A 15,503-nucleotide genomic window follows, 5' to 3' on the forward strand; every position below is an offset into this window, starting at 1 on the left:
CCCGTACGGTGTGCGGGTGACCGAGTCCACACGCAAAGCCCCCCGCGTCCGCGGCGAGTTCGAGGTGATCCGGGACGGCTGGCGGCTGCTGGGCCGTGCGATGCACCGGACACGTGCGACGCGCCGCGAGCTGTTCAGGGAAGCGTTCGCGCTGACGCCGCTGCCCGTGCTGCCTTCGGACGCCCCGGTGGTGCGGGGCGTCCCGCCCGCCGTCAGGCGCGTGGCCGTCCGGCTGCCGCACATGGCGATCGTCGCGCTCGCCCTGTTCCTTTTCGGCTGGGGCAGCGGCTGGTACTGGTCCGCCGCGGACGACGGCTTTGCCGACCTCGGCACCCTTGAGGAAAATCACGTGGGGCTTCCCGTCGGACTCGCCGCCGCCCTCCCTCTGTTGCTGGTCCTCTTCCGGCCGGTCGGTGCCTGGTGGCTGTCCATGGTGATGTGCTTCGGCATCGCCGCCACGGTCAGTTGGGCGGACGCCTGGCCCTGGGCGTACGCGACCTTCGTCTCGCACCTGGTCGTATTGACGGTCGCCGCGCTGCGCCGCGGCACGGGAACCGCTGTCGCGATGTGGTTCCTCACGGTCCTGACCAGTGCCGTCGCGCAGTGGCTGTGCGCGGGTTCGCGGGTCAACGACGGAGCGAACGTCGTAGAAATGGCCGTGGCGTCGGCGGTCGTCGTCGCCGTCGCCGTCTCCGTACGCGGCTGGACCGCCGCCAGCCGCCGTGCCGAGGCCAGCGGGGCGCTCACCGCCCAGGAGCGCTCCCGGCGTACGCGGCTGGAGAAGCGGACGTCCATCGCGCACGAGCTGCACGACGTCGTGGCGCACCACATGTCCGTCATCGCGATCCAGGCGGAGGCCGCGCCCTACCGGGTGGAGAACCCGCCGCCCGAACTGACCGCGTCCTTCGCGACGATCCGGGAGAACGCCGTCGCCGCGCTCGCCGAACTCCGGCGCGTCCTGGGCGTCGTACGCACCGAGGACTACGAGACGCCGTCCGCCCCCCAGCCGACCCTCGCCGACCTGGACCGGCTGCTCGGCAACGTCCGCGACGCGGGCCTGACCGTCGAGAAGACCGTCACCGGCGCGCGGCGCGAACTCCCGCAGGGCGTCGAGCTGTCGGCGTACCGCATCGTCCAGGAGGCCCTGAGTAACGTCCTGCGGCACGCCCCGGGCGCCCCCGCGAAGGTCGAGCTGTCGTACGTCCTGGGCGGTCTCGCCCTGCGGATCGTCAATGAGGCGCCGGCCGGCGAGCGGCCGCCGTCGCACGGCGCCGGGCAGGGCGTCACGGGGATGCGCGAGCGCGTCGCGATGCTCGGCGGCCGGATGACCGCGGGCGACACCCCCGACGGCGGCTACGAGGTGGCCGTGCTGCTCCTCACCGACGAACCCGCCGACGACCCCCTCGAAGGCCCGGCCGACGACGCCGCCCCCGCCCCCGCCGACGTCCGCGGCGCCGCCCCCGTGGCCGGATCCGCCGAGGGTATCCGCGAGACGGCGGCCGGCACATGACCATCCGGGTGCTCATCACCGACGACCAGTCCATGGTGCGCGAGGGGTTCACCGTGCTGCTCGACGCCCAGCCCGGCATCGAGGTCGTCGGCGAGGCCGCCGACGGCGGCGAGGCGGTGGAGCAGGTGCGCCTGCTCGCACCCGACGTCGTGCTCATGGACATCCGGATGCCGGAGGTCAACGGTCTGGAGGCGACCCGCCGGATCGCCGGCGCCGGGCTCGGCACCAAGGTCCTGATCCTCACCACGTACCACCTCGACGAGTACGTCTACGAGGCCCTGCGCGCCGGCGCCAGCGGCTTCCTCCTCAAGGACGCGTCGGCCCGCCAGCTCGCCGAGGGCGTCCGCGTCGTCGCCGCCGGGGAGGCCCTGCTCGCGCCCACCGTCACCAAGCGCCTGATCACCGTCTTCGCCGAGCGCAAGCCGGTGCTGAACCTCCCGGCGGAGACCCGCGTCGCCGGTCTCACCGGCCGCGAGACCGAGGTCCTGGCCCTCATCGCGCAGGGGTTGTCCAACGCCGAGATCGCGGCCCGCCTCGTGGTCGCCGAGTCCACGGTCAAGACCCATGTGGGCCGGGTCCTGGAGAAGCTGGGGCTGCGGGACCGCACCCAGGCCGCGATCTTCGCCTACGAGACGCGCCTCGTACAGCCCGCGGGCTGACCGGGTCAGGCGGGGACGCCCAGCAGCGCGTCGAAGACGGTCGACAGCGCCCGCCAGCCGTCCGGAACCGCGGCGTACTCGGCGTCGGTGAGCAGGCAGGAGTCGAGTATCCGACGGAGCGTGGCGCGATCCGTGCTGGCGGACCGTCCGACGGCGTCACGGTGTCAGCAGCACCTGCACCGTCGGGGCGAAGCGCCGCACCACGTCCTCGATCGCCCCCGTGCGCAGCTCGGGGCCGCGCGCGATCCCGTACATCACTCCCAGGCCCACCAACTGGGCCACGGCCAGCTCGGCACGCAACCCGGCGTCGGGGCCTGCCAGGCGGCGGGCGAGATGATCCACCACCTGGGTACGGAAGTTCACCCGCAGGACATCGCCGTCCTCACCGTGCAGCGGAGCGAAAGCGATCCGCAGGAGCGGGTCGACGCCCCGTTCGCGCTGGCCTTCGAGGATGTGCCGGACCATGTGGGCACCCAGCTCGCCGAGGGGGGCGTCCAGCAGAGCACGGGCGTCGGTTTCGAAGGACATGACTCCGGCGAACAGGGCGTTCTTGTTGCCGAAGTACTTCACGATCAGCGGGGGGCTCACCCCGGCGCGTTCGGCAACGTCCTTCAGAGTGATCTCGGCGTGCGGGCGCCGGGCCAGCAGGTACCGGGCCGCGCGGAGGATGGCGAGCTTGCTCGTCTCGGCGTCCCGCCGGGGGGCGGGTGCGGGGGTGCTCATGCCCTTACGCTCCCTTCTCGGTCCTCTCCGGGGCGACGGCGTGGACCCCGCGGCGTGCCTGGCGCGGCGGTTCGGCCGCCGCCGCGTCGCGCGGGATGACCAGGGCTGCGGCGCACGCCACGAGGGCGATTGCGCCGGCCATGGTGAATGTCAGCAGATAGCCGTGCAGCGTGGCGACCTGGACACCGCCGACTTCACTGGTGTGGTGTACCAGGATGGCTGCGACGGCGGCGCTGGACGTGGCCTGGCCGATCGTACGCATCAGAACGTTGACGCCATTGGCGGAGGCCGTCTGCTCCGCCGGGACCGCGCGCAGGATCAGGGTGGGGAGCGCCGAGTAGGCCAGGGTGGTGCCGGTCGAGACCACCGTCGCACCCGCGATGATCATCCACAGATCGCGGCTGTCGGCGATGCGCACCGCATAGCCGCAGGCGATGACGGCGGCGCCCAGCGCCAGGGTGACGCGCGGCCCGCGGGCCTCGGAGATCCGGGCGGAGACAGGCGAGAACAGGAGCATGGTGATACCGCCGGGCAGCAGGCACAGGCCGGTGGCGACGATGGACAGTTCGAGCCCGTAGCCGGTGGCCTTCGGCGCCTGCACCAACTGGGCCGTCACCAGGGTGTTGGCGTAGAACGCGAAGCCGGTCAGCAGGGCGGTCACATGCGGCAGGCCGACCCGCGGCCGTGCTGCGAGTCGCAGATCCACCAGTGGTGCCTTCGCGCGCAGCTGATGCCACGTCCACAGGGCCAGGACGACCACGGCGGCGAGGAAGAGGACGAGGATGGGGCCGCTGGTCCAGCCCCACTGCCCGCCCTGGGAGACGCCCAGCAGCAGGCACACCAGACCAGCGGCGAGCCCCAGGGTGCCGACGACGTCGAAGCGGCCCGGCTCGCGGACCGGCGACTCCCGTACCGCCCAGGCAACGGCTGCGATTCCCAGCGCGCCCAGGGCGCTGGTCAGCCAGAACATCACATGCCAGTCGGCGTACTGGATCACCAGGGCAGCCAGCGGCAGGCCGAGGGCGGCACCGATCCCGACGGTGGAGCTCATCATCGCGACGGCCGATCCGCGGCGCTCCGGCGGCAGTTCGTCGCGCAGGATGCTGATCGACAGCGGTACCACGGCGGCCGCCGCACCCTGCAGCGCACGGGCCGTGATGATCACGGTGATATCGGAGGAGAGCGCGCACATCACCGACCCGACCGTCATCAGCGTCAGCGCCGAGATGAGCACCCGCTTCTTGCCGTACATGTCGCCGGCCCGGCCGAGCACCGGAGTGAGTACGGCGCCTGCGAGCAGTGTCGCGGTCACCGTCCAGGACACCGTTCCCGCCGAGGCGCCGGTAAGCCTCGGCAGGTCCGGAAGGAGCGGTACGACGACGGTCTGCATGACCGCCATCAGGATCCCGCCGAAGGCCAGTGACGGGATGGTGAACCGACCCCGCAGGCCGGGTATCGGGGCGGGTTCCGTCATTTACGCGCTCTCCGGTGACTCGGCACGATGCGGTGAATTTCTATTCACCGTATCAGGTGAATAGAAATTCACTTGTGCGGAAGGAAAGCACCCAGTTCGTTGGTGACCCCAGGCAGCGCTCCCGCGCACCGACGAGACCGCCCACCTGCTGGCCGAGGTGCACCGATGCCGGGGCCGGTCCCTCGGGCGACATCGCTCGCGCCGCCGGCGTCGGCAACGCGACGCTCAGCCGGTACCTTCCGACGCGTCAAGCGCTGGTCGCGGCCGTGTACGACGACCCGTTGCGCCGACTGCGTGCGGCCGCCGAGGGAACACGCACCAACCAGCCGGCGTTCGAGGCTCCGACGACCTGACTGCGCCTGGTCGTCGACCACATCAACCGCCTGCTGTCCTTGATCCCGGAGGACGAGCAGAGGTGACGAGCGGTTCGTCGGCCGTCCGGCCTCGCTCGGCTCGGCGTGTGGCGGGACGGGCGAGGGCCACGCTCGCCAAGGTCAGTGCCAGCCCCGCTAGTTGGCGTCCGGTCAGCGTCTCGTCCGCGACCGCGGTGCCCAGCAGTACGCCGGTGACCGGGTTGAGCAGGCCGACCAGGCCGACGGTCGCCGCCGGCAGCCGGCGCAGGCCGGCGAACCAGGCGGCGAAGGCGAGCGCTGTGGCGACGAGCGCGACGTAGCCGAACCCGAGCAGTGCCGGAGCATCGAGGGCCGGTGGCCGGCCTTCGACGGCCGCGGCCGCCGGGAGCAGGATCAGGCCGCCGGCCACGAGCTGCCATGCCGTCGTGGCCAGGGTGTCGGTGCCGTCGCTCCAGCGTTTGGCGAGGAGGTAGCCGCATGAGGACATCGCCATGGCGCTCGCCGATGCGAGGATGCCGACGGGATCGATCGACGCGCTCGCGGTCAGCAGCATGATGCACACGCCGGCCGCGCCCGTCACCGCCGCTGCCAGATGGCGTGCTCGCGGCGGCTCGCGGACCAGGGGCCAGGCCAGCACCGTCATGACCAGTGGGGCGGTGGCCATGACGGTCGAGGCCACGCTGGTCGGCAGGCGCTGCGCGGCCACGTAGACGAGGGCGAAGAATCCGCCCATGTTCAGCACGCCGAGCACCAGGGACCGCCACCACCACGAGCCGCGCGGCAGCGCCCGGCGCACGGCGAGCAGCAGCAGCCCGGCCGGCAGGGCCCGTATCGCCGCGCCGTACAGCGGTCGTTCGGGCGGCAGGAACTCCCCGGTGACGTAGTACGTCGTGCCCCACGCCACCGGTGCGATCGCCGTGATCGCCGACCAGCGCAAGGTAGCTTCCATGGAAGCGAATATATCTTCCTTGGAAGCTAGTGCGCTAGCATGGCCCCTGTGGAGGAGAGCAGCACAGCACCCCTGGACCATGTCGCCCGGATCCAGGCCGAGTGGGCTCGGGAGCGCCCGGACCTGGATGTCACGCCGCAGGCGGTGATCGGCCGGCTGCACCGGCTGGGTGCCCTGCTGACGCGGCGGCTGTGCCTCGTCTACGACCAGTACGGGCTGAGCGAGGGCGAGTTCGACGTGCTGGCGGCCTTGCGGCGGGCCGGGGACCCGTACGAGCGGGCGCCCGGCGAACTGGCTGCGCACACCATGGTGACAACGGGCGCGATGACCAAGCGGATCGACCGTCTGGAACGCAACGGGCTGGTCACCCGGCGCCGCTCGGCGAGCGACGGCCGCGGCCGCGTGGTCGCCCTCACATCGGCCGGTCGCAAGCTGATCGACCGGGCCTTCACGGACCACATGCGCAACGAGCGCGACCTCCTCGACGCAGTCTCCCCCGAGGAGGCAGCCCAACTGCGGACCCTCCTGACCGCGTGGCTGGCCCGTTTGGAGCAGCCGGACGGGACTTGACCCCTGGCTGGGGGGTGCGGTGCGGCGGGAGCATCGCGACGGTTGCGGCGAGGTCCTCGGCGGCCTCGTGGACTTCGCCGGTCAGGAAGCCGAGCTGCCGGCCCCGCACCGTTTCCAGCGCCGCGGCGAACCGGTCGGTGGTCTCCAGGAGTTCTTGCCGGCAAGCACCATGGCCCCTGCGTCGTAGCCGCCCGGGTATTTACATAAGCAATGAATATAAAAATGCTATGGTTCTGGCATGAGTCGGCACGAAGCCGCTCCTGGCGCGTCCACCGCCATCGGGGCGGCCCTCTACGGCCTGGCCACCAGGGCCGTGAGACGTCTGCCGCGGGATATGAGCCTGACGTCCGCCGCGACCCTGGCCACCCTGGAGCGGACCGGCCCGCGGCGTATCACCGATCTGGCCGCGGTCGAGGGTGTCACCCAGCCCGCGATGACCGCCCTGGTACGGGTGATGGAGGAGTCCGGCCTGGTCGAGCGGCGGGGCGACGCGGCCGACAAGCGGGTCACGCTGGTGTGCCTGACCGAGGCCGGCGCCTCCTATGTCCGGACGCGGCGCCAGGCGGGCGTCCACGCGTTCGAGCGGTTGATCGGCGAGCTCTCCGGCGACGAGATCGAGGCGCTGATGGCGGCCCTTCCGGCGCTGAAGCATCTGGCAGAGCTCGAAAGCCAGGACCGCGAAGGGCCGAAGCAGTGACCGGGCAGCCGGTCGGCGGGGTCGCGGCGAAGGCGTTGCCGGTGGCGCGTTCCGAGGCGAGGCTGCTGGTCCCCGCCCTGGTGTTCATCGCTCTGGTCGTGGCGGCGGTCGGCAGCCTCGGGACGCCGCTCATCACCAGCGTGGCGACCTCGTTCCACGTCTCTCTCGGCAGCGCGCAGTGGACGCTGACCGTCGCATTGCTCAGCGGCGCCGTTGCCACGCCGCTCTTGGGCCGGCTCGGGGCCGGCCCGCACCGGCGGGCCACGATCCTCGCCACGCTGGCGGTCGTCGTCGCCGGCAGCGCGCTCACCGTGCTGCCGCTGCCGTTCGCGTGGCTGCTGGCCGGCAGGGTGGCCCAGGGCGTCGGGCTCGGGCTGACGGCGCTGATGATGGGCGTGGCCCGGGACCACCTCCCCGAGGAGCGCAGCGCGGCCGTGATCGCCCTGATCTCGGTGGTCTCGGTCATCGGGGCCGGCGTCGGCTACCCGCTGGCCGCACTGCTCGCAGAGTTCGGCGGGGTACGGGCCGCCTACGGCCTCGGCCTGGTCGTCACCGCCGCCGCCCTCCTGACCGCGTGGCGCTTCATACCCGAAGCCCCCGAAGGCCGCTCCGCCCACGTGGACGTGGCAGGCGCGGTCGTCCTGGCCGCTGCGCTGCTCCTGGTGCTGTTCCTCGCCGGCGAACGGAATCTGTGGAGCCGGTACCTCGCCGTGGCGCCGGGCCTCGCCGTCGTCGCCGTGGTGCTGCTCTGCGTCTGGGTTTTCATCGAGTTGCGCAGCACGACGCCCCTGGTCGATGTGCGGGCGGTGCGGCACCCGGCAGTCGCCGGGGCGAACCTCGCCATGTTCGCCGGCGGGATCGGCATGTACCTCCTGCTCACCCTCATCACCCGGTACGCGCAGACGCCGCCCGGCGCCGGCTACGGCTTCGGGCTGACGACCTTCGTCGCCGGGCTGGTCCTCATCCCGTTCTCGGTGCTGGGGTTCGTCGCCGGCAAGCTCACGCCGCGGGTCCGGACGCGTATCGCCGACCCCCTGCTCCTGGCCGGCAGCGCCGTCGTGGTCGGCGGCGGGTTCGCCCTGTTCGCGGCGGCCCGGTCGGACCTGGCAGAACTGTTCGTGGCGATGGGCGTGCTCGGCTTCGGCGTCGGCGGCTTCTCGGCCGCGATGCCCGGCGTCATCCTGGCCGTCACCCCCGAGAGCGAGACGTCGAGCGCCATGAGCTTCAACTACGTCGTCCGCAGCGTCGGGTACTCCCTGGGCAGCGCCATCGGCGGCCTGATCCTCACCGCGGGCACTGGCCCAGGTCACCGCTTCCCCGACGACGGCGCCTACACCACCGCGGCGCTGGTCGGCATCGGCGCCATGGCGATCACGACGCTGGCAAGCCTCGCTCTTGCCCGCCGATGCTCGTCCGAGACCCACCCGTAAGTCAGATGCGTTCATCCCCACATCGGAGGTTCCATGCCCAAGGGCTACTGGGTCAGCGCCTACCGCACCATTTCAGACCCTGAGAAGCTGGCTGCTTACAACAAGCTGGCCGCTCCGGCCGTCCAGGCCGGGGGCGGCCGGACCCTCGCCCGCGGCAGTCGGGTCGTGGCGTATGACGCCGGAATCGCCGAGCGCACCGTCCTGGTCGAGTTCGACAGCTTCGAGCAGGCCGTCGCGGCGTACGAGAGTGCGGCCTACCAGGAGGCGCTGGTCGCCCTCTCCGACGGCGTCGAGCGCGACTTCCGCATCGTCGAAGGCATTGACTGACCGAGGTCCGGTCGGATCTTCCCTGAAGCTTCCTCGCTCACACGACTGCGGTTCAGATCATCACCGGTCCGCTGGGTGAGGGCGGTGAACTGCTCGCGTACGTCGTCCAGGCGGCGAGATGCCGTCACCGCGAACCGCGCGAGCATGTCTTCGGTGCTGCGGGGGTGTGGAGGTGCCGCAACTGCGCGGGGGCCACCGCGAGGTGGAGGGCGATCGCAGTCGCCGTGGTCGCTGTGTCCGGCGGGCGGGTGCCACTCCTGCTTGAGCCCCCGCGCCCTTCCTCGCGGGGCGATCGCGTCGTGTCAGGGCTGTCCGTAGGTCAGTCGGGCCGTGGCGGTGCAGTCTCTGTCCGCGACGCACCGTACCCAGTAGGCCGAGAAGTCGTCGGGGAAGGTGTGCGAGACCGTAACGCCGGTGCCGACGGTGAAGGTCCGGTAGGTGCACCACCTGCCGTCTCCGGTGAGGTCGACCTGGAGCGTGATGCCGACCGGGCCCGGGGCGTCGTGCGACAGGCGGACGCGCTTGTCGTCGTAGCCGGTCATCAGGTACGGATCGGAGGGGACGCCCGCCGTGACGCCGGTCTCCCGCCAGGGGCCGCCCTCGCCGCGTGGGCGGCCGAGTTGCCACAGGTCGTCCACGGCTCCGACCCAGAGCGCGGTCCGTCCGTCGTCGGAGCGCAGGATGTGCTTGCCCGCCGGTGCGTCGTCCCGTACGCCGGAGAGGACGACGAGGCCGACGTAGGAGCAGTAGTCCTTGATGCGCAGGTTATGTGTGGCGATCGGACGCATCTTGGCGAAGCCGCCCGCGTTCTCGGCGGGCAGTTCGTAGGCCGTGCCGTGGCAGTTGAACAGGTCGCGCTCGGTCACCACTTCGCGGTCCAGACGCTCGGGGCCCAGGGGGCCGTCGCCGTCGAAGGCCGGGTCGCCCTTGGGGAGCCGCCAGCGTCGGCCGGCGTCGTCGACGACCAGCACGGACGCGCTGTCGACGGTCAGGACGTCGGTGGGGATGGCCACGTTGTCGCGGTGGTACTGCGCGGAGTCGGGGTCGTCCACCCGGCGCAGGGCGAGTTCGCCGTCGAGTTCGTAGTAGCCGACCGGCTCTTGCCCGCCGGAACCCGCCGGGCGGTCGGCGACCAGGGCGAGGGTGCGCAGGTCGGCGCCGCGTGCCCGGACCAGACCGCCGGAGACCGCCGTGTCGCCGACGCCGGCGAGGCCGTCGAAGAGGGCGGCCGGGGTGCTCGGGCGCCGGTCCTTGTCCGACATGGCGAACGTCGCGGTGACGGTGGGGCAGTCGCGGTCGAGTCGCAGGCGCACCCACTCGGCGCGCAGGCCGGCGGGGAAGCCGGTCCACCGGTAGCCGCCCGCGGGCACGGTGATCCGGGTCAGGGGCGTCCAGGATCCCGTGCCCTCGCGGTCGATCTCCACGGCGAATTGCACCTGCCCCGGTGCGGTGTGGGTGAGATGCAGCGCGCGTCGTTCGAAGCCCGCGAAGAGGAAGGGGTCGGAGACGCTGCCGGCCTCGACCGGCTCGTCGTCCCACACGGCGCCCTGCCCGCGACGTACGCCGAGCCGGTCGAGCCGGTCGGGGCGGACGAACCACAGATTGGACTGGGACTGGCCGGGGCCGACGATGTTCCCCTTGTGCCGCCGCTTGTTGAGGAACTCGTTGCGGGCGGTGTCGTCGGTGCCGAAGACGACGTTCTCGCCCCAGCGGCAGAAGTCCCCGACGACCTTCAGATAGGTGGAGCGCTGCGAGATCCCGCTCGTCGCGCCCGGCTTGAAGCCCGGCGGGAAGTGCCACATGGCGCCGTGCATGGTCATCAGCAGACTGCTCTGGCCGATGTCGCGGATACGCGGCCACTCGGTGTTCCAACCGTGCGCGCCGTCGTAGCAGTGGCCGGCCTTGGGCAGCCGGTAGGTGTGCCAGCCACCGCCGTGGAGAACCATCAGGATCAGCGAGCGGTAGTCCCAGCCGACGGCCCACACCGGGTCGTCGGGGCCGGTGTTGCCGCCGGCGATGCCGCCGGGTCCGGTCACCTCGGTGAACTGATTGCGGCGTACCAGCGACCAGTCGCCCTCGCCGTTCCACTCGGCGAGGGCGCCCGAGGTCGTGCGCGGGTCGGTCAGGGCCTCGGGGGCGGCATCGCCGTTGTTGCTGTAGACGAGGACGGAGGCGCCCGTGTACAGCCCCTTTCCGTGGTAGCCCGGCAGCGCGGAGTCGATCGTGGCCGGGTTGGTCGGGCTCGTGAGGCCGCCGTTGCCGTCCTTGATGTGGCCGAAGACCTCGAGGGTGTCGACGTCGACGGAGTAGAGGCCCTCCTCCATCGTCGCGAAGTGGACGCGCTCTGCGGGAGCCGTCAGATGCCGGGCGGTCCCGGTGAGCCGGCCGGGCATCTCGGCGCGGGGGATCACCCGGACCCCGCCGGACCCGTCGATCACGTACGGGCCGATGAACAACTGCTGGGACTCGGCGTGGATCATCCGGTTCGCGTGCGTGCCGCCGACGCTCTCGGGCCGGACGGCCTGCCGGAAGTCCCCGGTGATCTCGTACAGCTTGTCGCTGGAGCCGCGCACCAGGTGCGGACCGTAGGTGACGGCCCAGAGCCGGCCCGCCCAGGGGACGACGGCACCGGTCCCGCACTCGCCCTCGTCGTTGAACATCGCAAGTGACGGAAAGACGCCGGACACCTCCGGCGGCGGGGTGCCCGCCCGGCCGCCGGCGGCCGCGGCTTCCCGCGCAGGCAGGATCAGCGGCGCGCCCGCGGCGACGCCGACGACGGCCGCGGCCGAGCGGGCGAGGAAGGACCGTCTGTTGGGGGGTTGCACATCCGTGGACATACGTTGCCGTGTCCCTTCGAAGGCCGGTGTCGCCCTGGCACGCTGGGACCGTACGACCGTACGCATCAACCGTCCAGATACCCCACAGAAACAATCAGAAATCAACAGGCGGGTCCTATGCGCGTGGTGAAGCGCTCGCGCGTGCGCTGAGTACGCCGCCTGAGCCTGTCAACGGGTGCGTAGCTCGAAGAGGTGCTGGCCGCGGGCGCCTGCGGCGGCGAGGACCGGGGTGCGGCCCGCCCAGGCGCAGCCCGTCAGCTCGTCGTCGGTGCGGACGAGCGTCGCGAGGCTCGGGTCGTGGACGTTCCACACCTGGATCTCCCCGCCCGGGACCACGGTGGCGAGCCAGTTGCCGTCAGGTGAGACCGCCAGCGCGTTCACGCGGTCGGCGTGGCCGGTGAGGACCGCCGTGGACTCGCCGGTCATCGAGTCCCACAGGCGTACGGTCCCGTCGTTGCCGGCGGAGGCCAGCCAGGTCCCGTCGGGGGAGTACACCACCGAGTGCACTCGAGGGGCGTTGACCGTGATGGTGCACTCGCCGGACGCCGCGTCCCATACGCGTATGGTCGCGTCCTCGGCTGCGGTGGCCACCCGGGTGCCGTCGGGGGAGATCGCCACCGATGTCACCGCGCGTGTGTGACCGGTGAGGAGCGCGGTACGTCTGTGGGTACGGCTGTCCCACAACGGCAGTTCCTTGTCGCCACCGGTCGCGAGCCACAGACCGTCGGGGGAGATCGCCACCGGCCCGAGTGGGTGCCCGCCGCGGAAGACGCGGGACGGGCCGCCGGCGCGGTCCCACAGCCGGAGGCGCCCCGGCCTGTCGCTGGTGGCAAGCCAGGTGCCGTCCGGCGCGATCGCGACCGAGACGCGGGAGACGCGGCCTGATGCGTAGGTGTCGCCGGGAACGTGGGAGAGGGTGGCCGTGCAGTCGCCGGTGGTGCGGTCCCACAGGCGTACGTTCCCCGTCTCGTCGGCGGTGGCGAGCCACGTGCCGTCCGGTGAGACCGCCACCGAGACCCAGCCGCTGTGGCCGGTGAAGGCGTCGACGGCGGTTTCGGGCCCGCCGCGCGGCCGTGCGGTCGTACCCGGGCCGCGGCGTGCGGGATCGCCGTCCCGGAGCGGCACCGCCGAAGCGGGCCCGATCACTCCGGCACTCGCGTCCCACAGCCGCACCGTCGCGTCCGCGCCGGCGGTGGCGAGCCAGGTGCCGTCCGGTGAGATCGCCACCGCGTTCACCCGCTTGGTGTGGCCGGCGCGGATGCCCAGGCACAGGCCGGTGGCGCGGTCCCACAGGCGGACGTTCCCCATGTCGTCACCGGTGGCGAGCCAGCCGCCATCAGTGGAGAAGGCCGCCGCTTGCACCGGGTCGGGGTTGCCGGTGAGTTCGATGGGCCGGGAACCGACGGGGTTCCACGGGAGTGGCGACAGCGGCGTCAGGTCCGCTCTGCGGGCCGTGCCCCGGCGGCGGGAAAGGGAGATCGCCGCCGAGGTCACCGGGGCGGTGCCGGGGGTACGAGGGGTGAGGCCCCCTCGTTCGATCCACCCACCACCGGTCAGCGTCACCGTCCCGTCCGCGGAGCCGGCGGCGAGGCATGCCCCGTCAGGGGAGATCGCGACTGACAGACCTCCTGCCGCGTAGTCGGCCAAGGGGTACACGGTCGTGCCGGTGGTGGGGGACCAGCGGTGCATCTTCCTGTCCGCGCACACCAGGAGCCAGCGCGCGTCCGAGGAGATCGTCATCGATTCCGGCTTTCCGCCGAAGTCGTTGAGGGTGGCGATGCACTTGCCGCTGATCTGGGACCACAGCCGCACCTTCGCGTCGTCGCCGGCGGTGGCGAGCCAGGTCCCTTCCGGCGAGATCGCCACCGATGTGACCCGGGCTGTGTGGCCGGCGAGGGTGGCGGTGCATCTGCCGCTGGCGCGGTCCCACAGCCGCACCGCTCCGTCCGTGTCACCGCTGGCGAGCCAGGTGCCGTCGGGGGAGATCGCCACCACGTTGACGGTTGTGGTGTGGCCGGTGAGCGTTGCGGTGCAGGCGCCGCTCACGCGGTCCCACAGGCGGACCGTCCGGTCGCCGGCGGAGGCGAGCCAGGTGGCGTCGGGGGAGATCGCCACCGACAGCACATCCCACGTGTGGCCCGTCAGGGTGGCGAGCAGGGTTTGGTCCGGGAGGTCGGGTGGGGAGACCGTGTCGGCCAGGAGCGGCAGTGCGGGACGGCCGGACAGGCGGTCGGTGGTCTGGCCGCTCCAGGGCGGCGAGAACGCCAGCCTGCTGTAAAGGGTGTTCAGCACGAGCGGGGCCGGGTCGGCGGGGGCCAGGAGATGGGTGCACTGGGCCAGGGCGCGGGCGCGGGCTCCCGCGAGGCCGGTCGGGATGTGGCTCAGGTCGCGTACGGGCGCGTTGGCGCCGTGGCGGACCAGCCGCTGCTCCACCCAGCGGAGGTCACTGGCGACGGCCTCGGCCAACTCCACGCGTTCCGCCGCCACCATGTGTTCGATCAGGTGGTCCTGGAGGTAGCCGTCCGCCAGCTCCCACCACGCGGTGTAGCGGGTCTCCCCGTAACCGAGCGGCGGTCCCGCGCCGGGAAGGCCCTCGGCCGCAGCCTCGGTCAGCTCGCGATGGAGCGCGACGAGCCGGGACGGGGGGTGGGTGCTGAGAAGGTAGTCGCGGATCACGTCGTGCAGGCTGACGCGCCCGCTGTTCTCCGGGGTGAGGGAAAGGAGGGACAGCCCTGCCAACTCGCTGCACAGAAGTCGGGAGTCGCGTTCGCTCAGCCCGCCGCTGGCCGCCCAGAGGCGGGCGATCAGCGGCAGCGGCACCGCCTCGTCCTCCGCGAAGACCGCGAGTTCCGCGAACCGCGCCCTGCCGCCCTCGGGCAACAGCCCGGTGGCCGCCTCGACGGTGGCGGAGACCGCACGCCGACGTTCTTCCGGGCGGTCCACGTCGACGGTGACGCGCCTGGGATCGACGCCCTGGGGGCCGTGGAGGAGCAGCTCCTGCAGTACCTCCTGGGCGGCCCCGGCCGGACTCTGTCCGGTGTCGGCGCGCGCTCGGATCTGCCGGTTCACGAGGCGGAGGAGCAGGGGCCAGCGACCGGTGGTGTCCAGCAGGGCGCCGGTGGTCCGCGGCGGCAGGTCGTCGAGTTCCCACGTCAGGACCGTACGGGCCTGGTCGAGCGTCATCTGGTCGACCTGGATCGCGCGGGCTCCGGCGGGCAGCAGGGCCGGGACGCGGGTGGTGACGAGCCGGAGGCACTTCCTGCCGCCGTGGAGGAAGGGATCCAACTGCTCGGCGGTCCACACGTCGTCGAGGAGCAGCAGGACCGGCTTGCGCTGGTCGAGCAGCCGGCCCAGGTGCCGGCCGGCGTCGGCAGGGTCGGTGAACTGTTCGCCGTCCCCGGTGATGAACCGGGTGATCTCGGCGACCCGTGCGGTGATGTCCGCCCGGCCCCGTACCTCCCGGCCGATCGTGAAGCGGTACACCCCGCCCTCGTACCGTTTGCGCACCCGCGGGCCGGCGCACACCATCTCCGCGAGCGTGGTCTTGCCGAAGCCCCCCGCGCCCCACAGCGACGTGGTGATGCCCACCGTCGATCCGAGTTCGCACACCGCGTCCTCGGCCCGCCGCCGCTCCTCGCGGTCGACGAACCACGCCGGGACGGTGCCGGGCTCGGGTGCGGGCGGTTGGGCCGGGGCGGCGGGCGCGGATTCCTGCCGCCAGCTCCCCCAGGCGGCAACGCCGCCTCCGGCCAGGGCCAACGCCCCGAAGACTGCCCATCCGCCGGGCAGTGACACGTCGGAGGACCCCTGTAACCCCCCGACGAGGACGCCGACACCGGCGAGGAGTGCCCCTCCCGTCTGCCGCCGCACTCCCGCACCCCCGTTTCGCGCCTGTCCTAGGGTCTGACCGAGTCTAGGCCCGAGTGCACCGCCGACACGTCCCGTCGCCGGTGGCGCCGTCGAGCCGCGAGTGA

At 72.2% G+C, this 15,503-nt stretch carries 11 protein-coding genes; 6 read left to right on the forward strand and 5 right to left on the reverse strand.

All coding sequences use genetic code 11. From position 1 onward, the window contains the following. The first annotated feature begins 10 nt into the window (after positions 1-10). Both LG396_RS26665 and LG396_RS26670 read left to right on the forward strand, forming a co-directional pair. The gene (locus LG396_RS26665; RefSeq protein ID WP_372483569.1) at positions 11-1,510 is read left to right on the forward strand and encodes a sensor histidine kinase; all 1,500 of its coding nucleotides are present in this window, start codon (positions 11-13) and stop codon (positions 1,508-1,510) included. Further along, the gene (locus LG396_RS26670; protein ID WP_027745783.1) at positions 1,507-2,169 is read left to right on the forward strand and encodes a response regulator; all 663 of its coding nucleotides are present in this window, start codon (positions 1,507-1,509) and stop codon (positions 2,167-2,169) included. Before LG396_RS26665 ends, LG396_RS26670 begins: the two co-directional genes overlap by 4 nt. A 156-nt stretch (positions 2,170-2,325) precedes the next feature. Here the strand turns inward: LG396_RS26670 and LG396_RS26680 are convergent, their stop codons facing one another. The 3 genes from LG396_RS26680 to LG396_RS26695 all read right to left on the reverse strand — a co-directional run bounded on the left by LG396_RS26680 (position 2,326) and on the right by LG396_RS26695 (position 5,668). Then, on the reverse strand, positions 2,326-2,892 hold the full coding sequence (locus LG396_RS26680; protein WP_225796702.1) for a TetR/AcrR family transcriptional regulator: 567 nt from the start codon (positions 2,890-2,892) through the stop codon (positions 2,326-2,328). 4 nt (positions 2,893-2,896) lie between these two features. Next, the gene (locus LG396_RS26685) at positions 2,897-4,366 is read right to left on the reverse strand and encodes an MFS transporter (RefSeq protein WP_225796703.1); all 1,470 of its coding nucleotides are present in this window, start codon (positions 4,364-4,366) and stop codon (positions 2,897-2,899) included. Between the two features lie 375 nt (positions 4,367-4,741). Next, positions 4,742-5,668: an EamA family transporter gene (locus LG396_RS26695; protein ID WP_225796704.1), complete on the reverse strand. Its 927-nt coding sequence runs from the start codon at positions 5,666-5,668 to the stop codon at positions 4,742-4,744. Positions 5,669-5,707: 39 nt separating this feature from the next. On the opposite strand from LG396_RS26695, the gene LG396_RS26700 reads away from it, so the two are divergent. The 4 genes from LG396_RS26700 to LG396_RS26715 all read left to right on the forward strand — a co-directional run bounded on the left by LG396_RS26700 (position 5,708) and on the right by LG396_RS26715 (position 8,692). Next, complete coding sequence (locus tag LG396_RS26700; RefSeq protein ID WP_225796705.1) at positions 5,708-6,238, forward strand: MarR family winged helix-turn-helix transcriptional regulator; 531 nt, start codon at positions 5,708-5,710, stop codon at positions 6,236-6,238. Positions 6,239-6,476: 238 nt separating this feature from the next. Next, the gene (locus LG396_RS26705) at positions 6,477-6,935 is read left to right on the forward strand and encodes a MarR family winged helix-turn-helix transcriptional regulator (protein WP_225796706.1); all 459 of its coding nucleotides are present in this window, start codon (positions 6,477-6,479) and stop codon (positions 6,933-6,935) included. Beyond that, the gene (locus tag LG396_RS26710) at positions 6,932-8,365 is read left to right on the forward strand and encodes an MFS transporter (RefSeq protein WP_225796707.1); all 1,434 of its coding nucleotides are present in this window, start codon (positions 6,932-6,934) and stop codon (positions 8,363-8,365) included. Before LG396_RS26705 ends, LG396_RS26710 begins: the two co-directional genes overlap by 4 nt. Positions 8,366-8,398: 33 nt before the next feature. Next, a complete protein-coding gene (locus LG396_RS26715) occupies positions 8,399-8,692 on the forward strand; it encodes a DUF1330 domain-containing protein (RefSeq protein ID WP_225796708.1) in 294 nt (97 codons plus the stop codon). A 302-nt stretch (positions 8,693-8,994) separates the two neighbouring features. Here LG396_RS26715 and LG396_RS26720 read toward each other — a convergent pair whose 3' ends face one another. Both LG396_RS26720 and LG396_RS26725 read right to left on the reverse strand, forming a co-directional pair. Continuing rightward, positions 8,995-11,529 carry a twin-arginine translocation signal domain-containing protein gene (locus tag LG396_RS26720; protein WP_225796709.1) on the reverse strand — a complete coding sequence of 845 codons (2,535 nt, stop codon included), beginning with the start codon at positions 11,527-11,529 and terminating at the stop codon, positions 8,995-8,997. Between the two features lie 168 nt (positions 11,530-11,697). After that, positions 11,698-15,288: an NB-ARC domain-containing protein gene (locus LG396_RS26725; protein WP_225796710.1), complete on the reverse strand. Its 3,591-nt coding sequence runs from the start codon at positions 15,286-15,288 to the stop codon at positions 11,698-11,700. Positions 15,289-15,503: the final 215 nt, after the last annotated feature.

The organism is Streptomyces aculeolatus (assembly GCF_020400605.1).
Lineage (GTDB): Bacteria > Actinomycetota > Actinomycetes > Streptomycetales > Streptomycetaceae > Streptomyces > Streptomyces aculeolatus.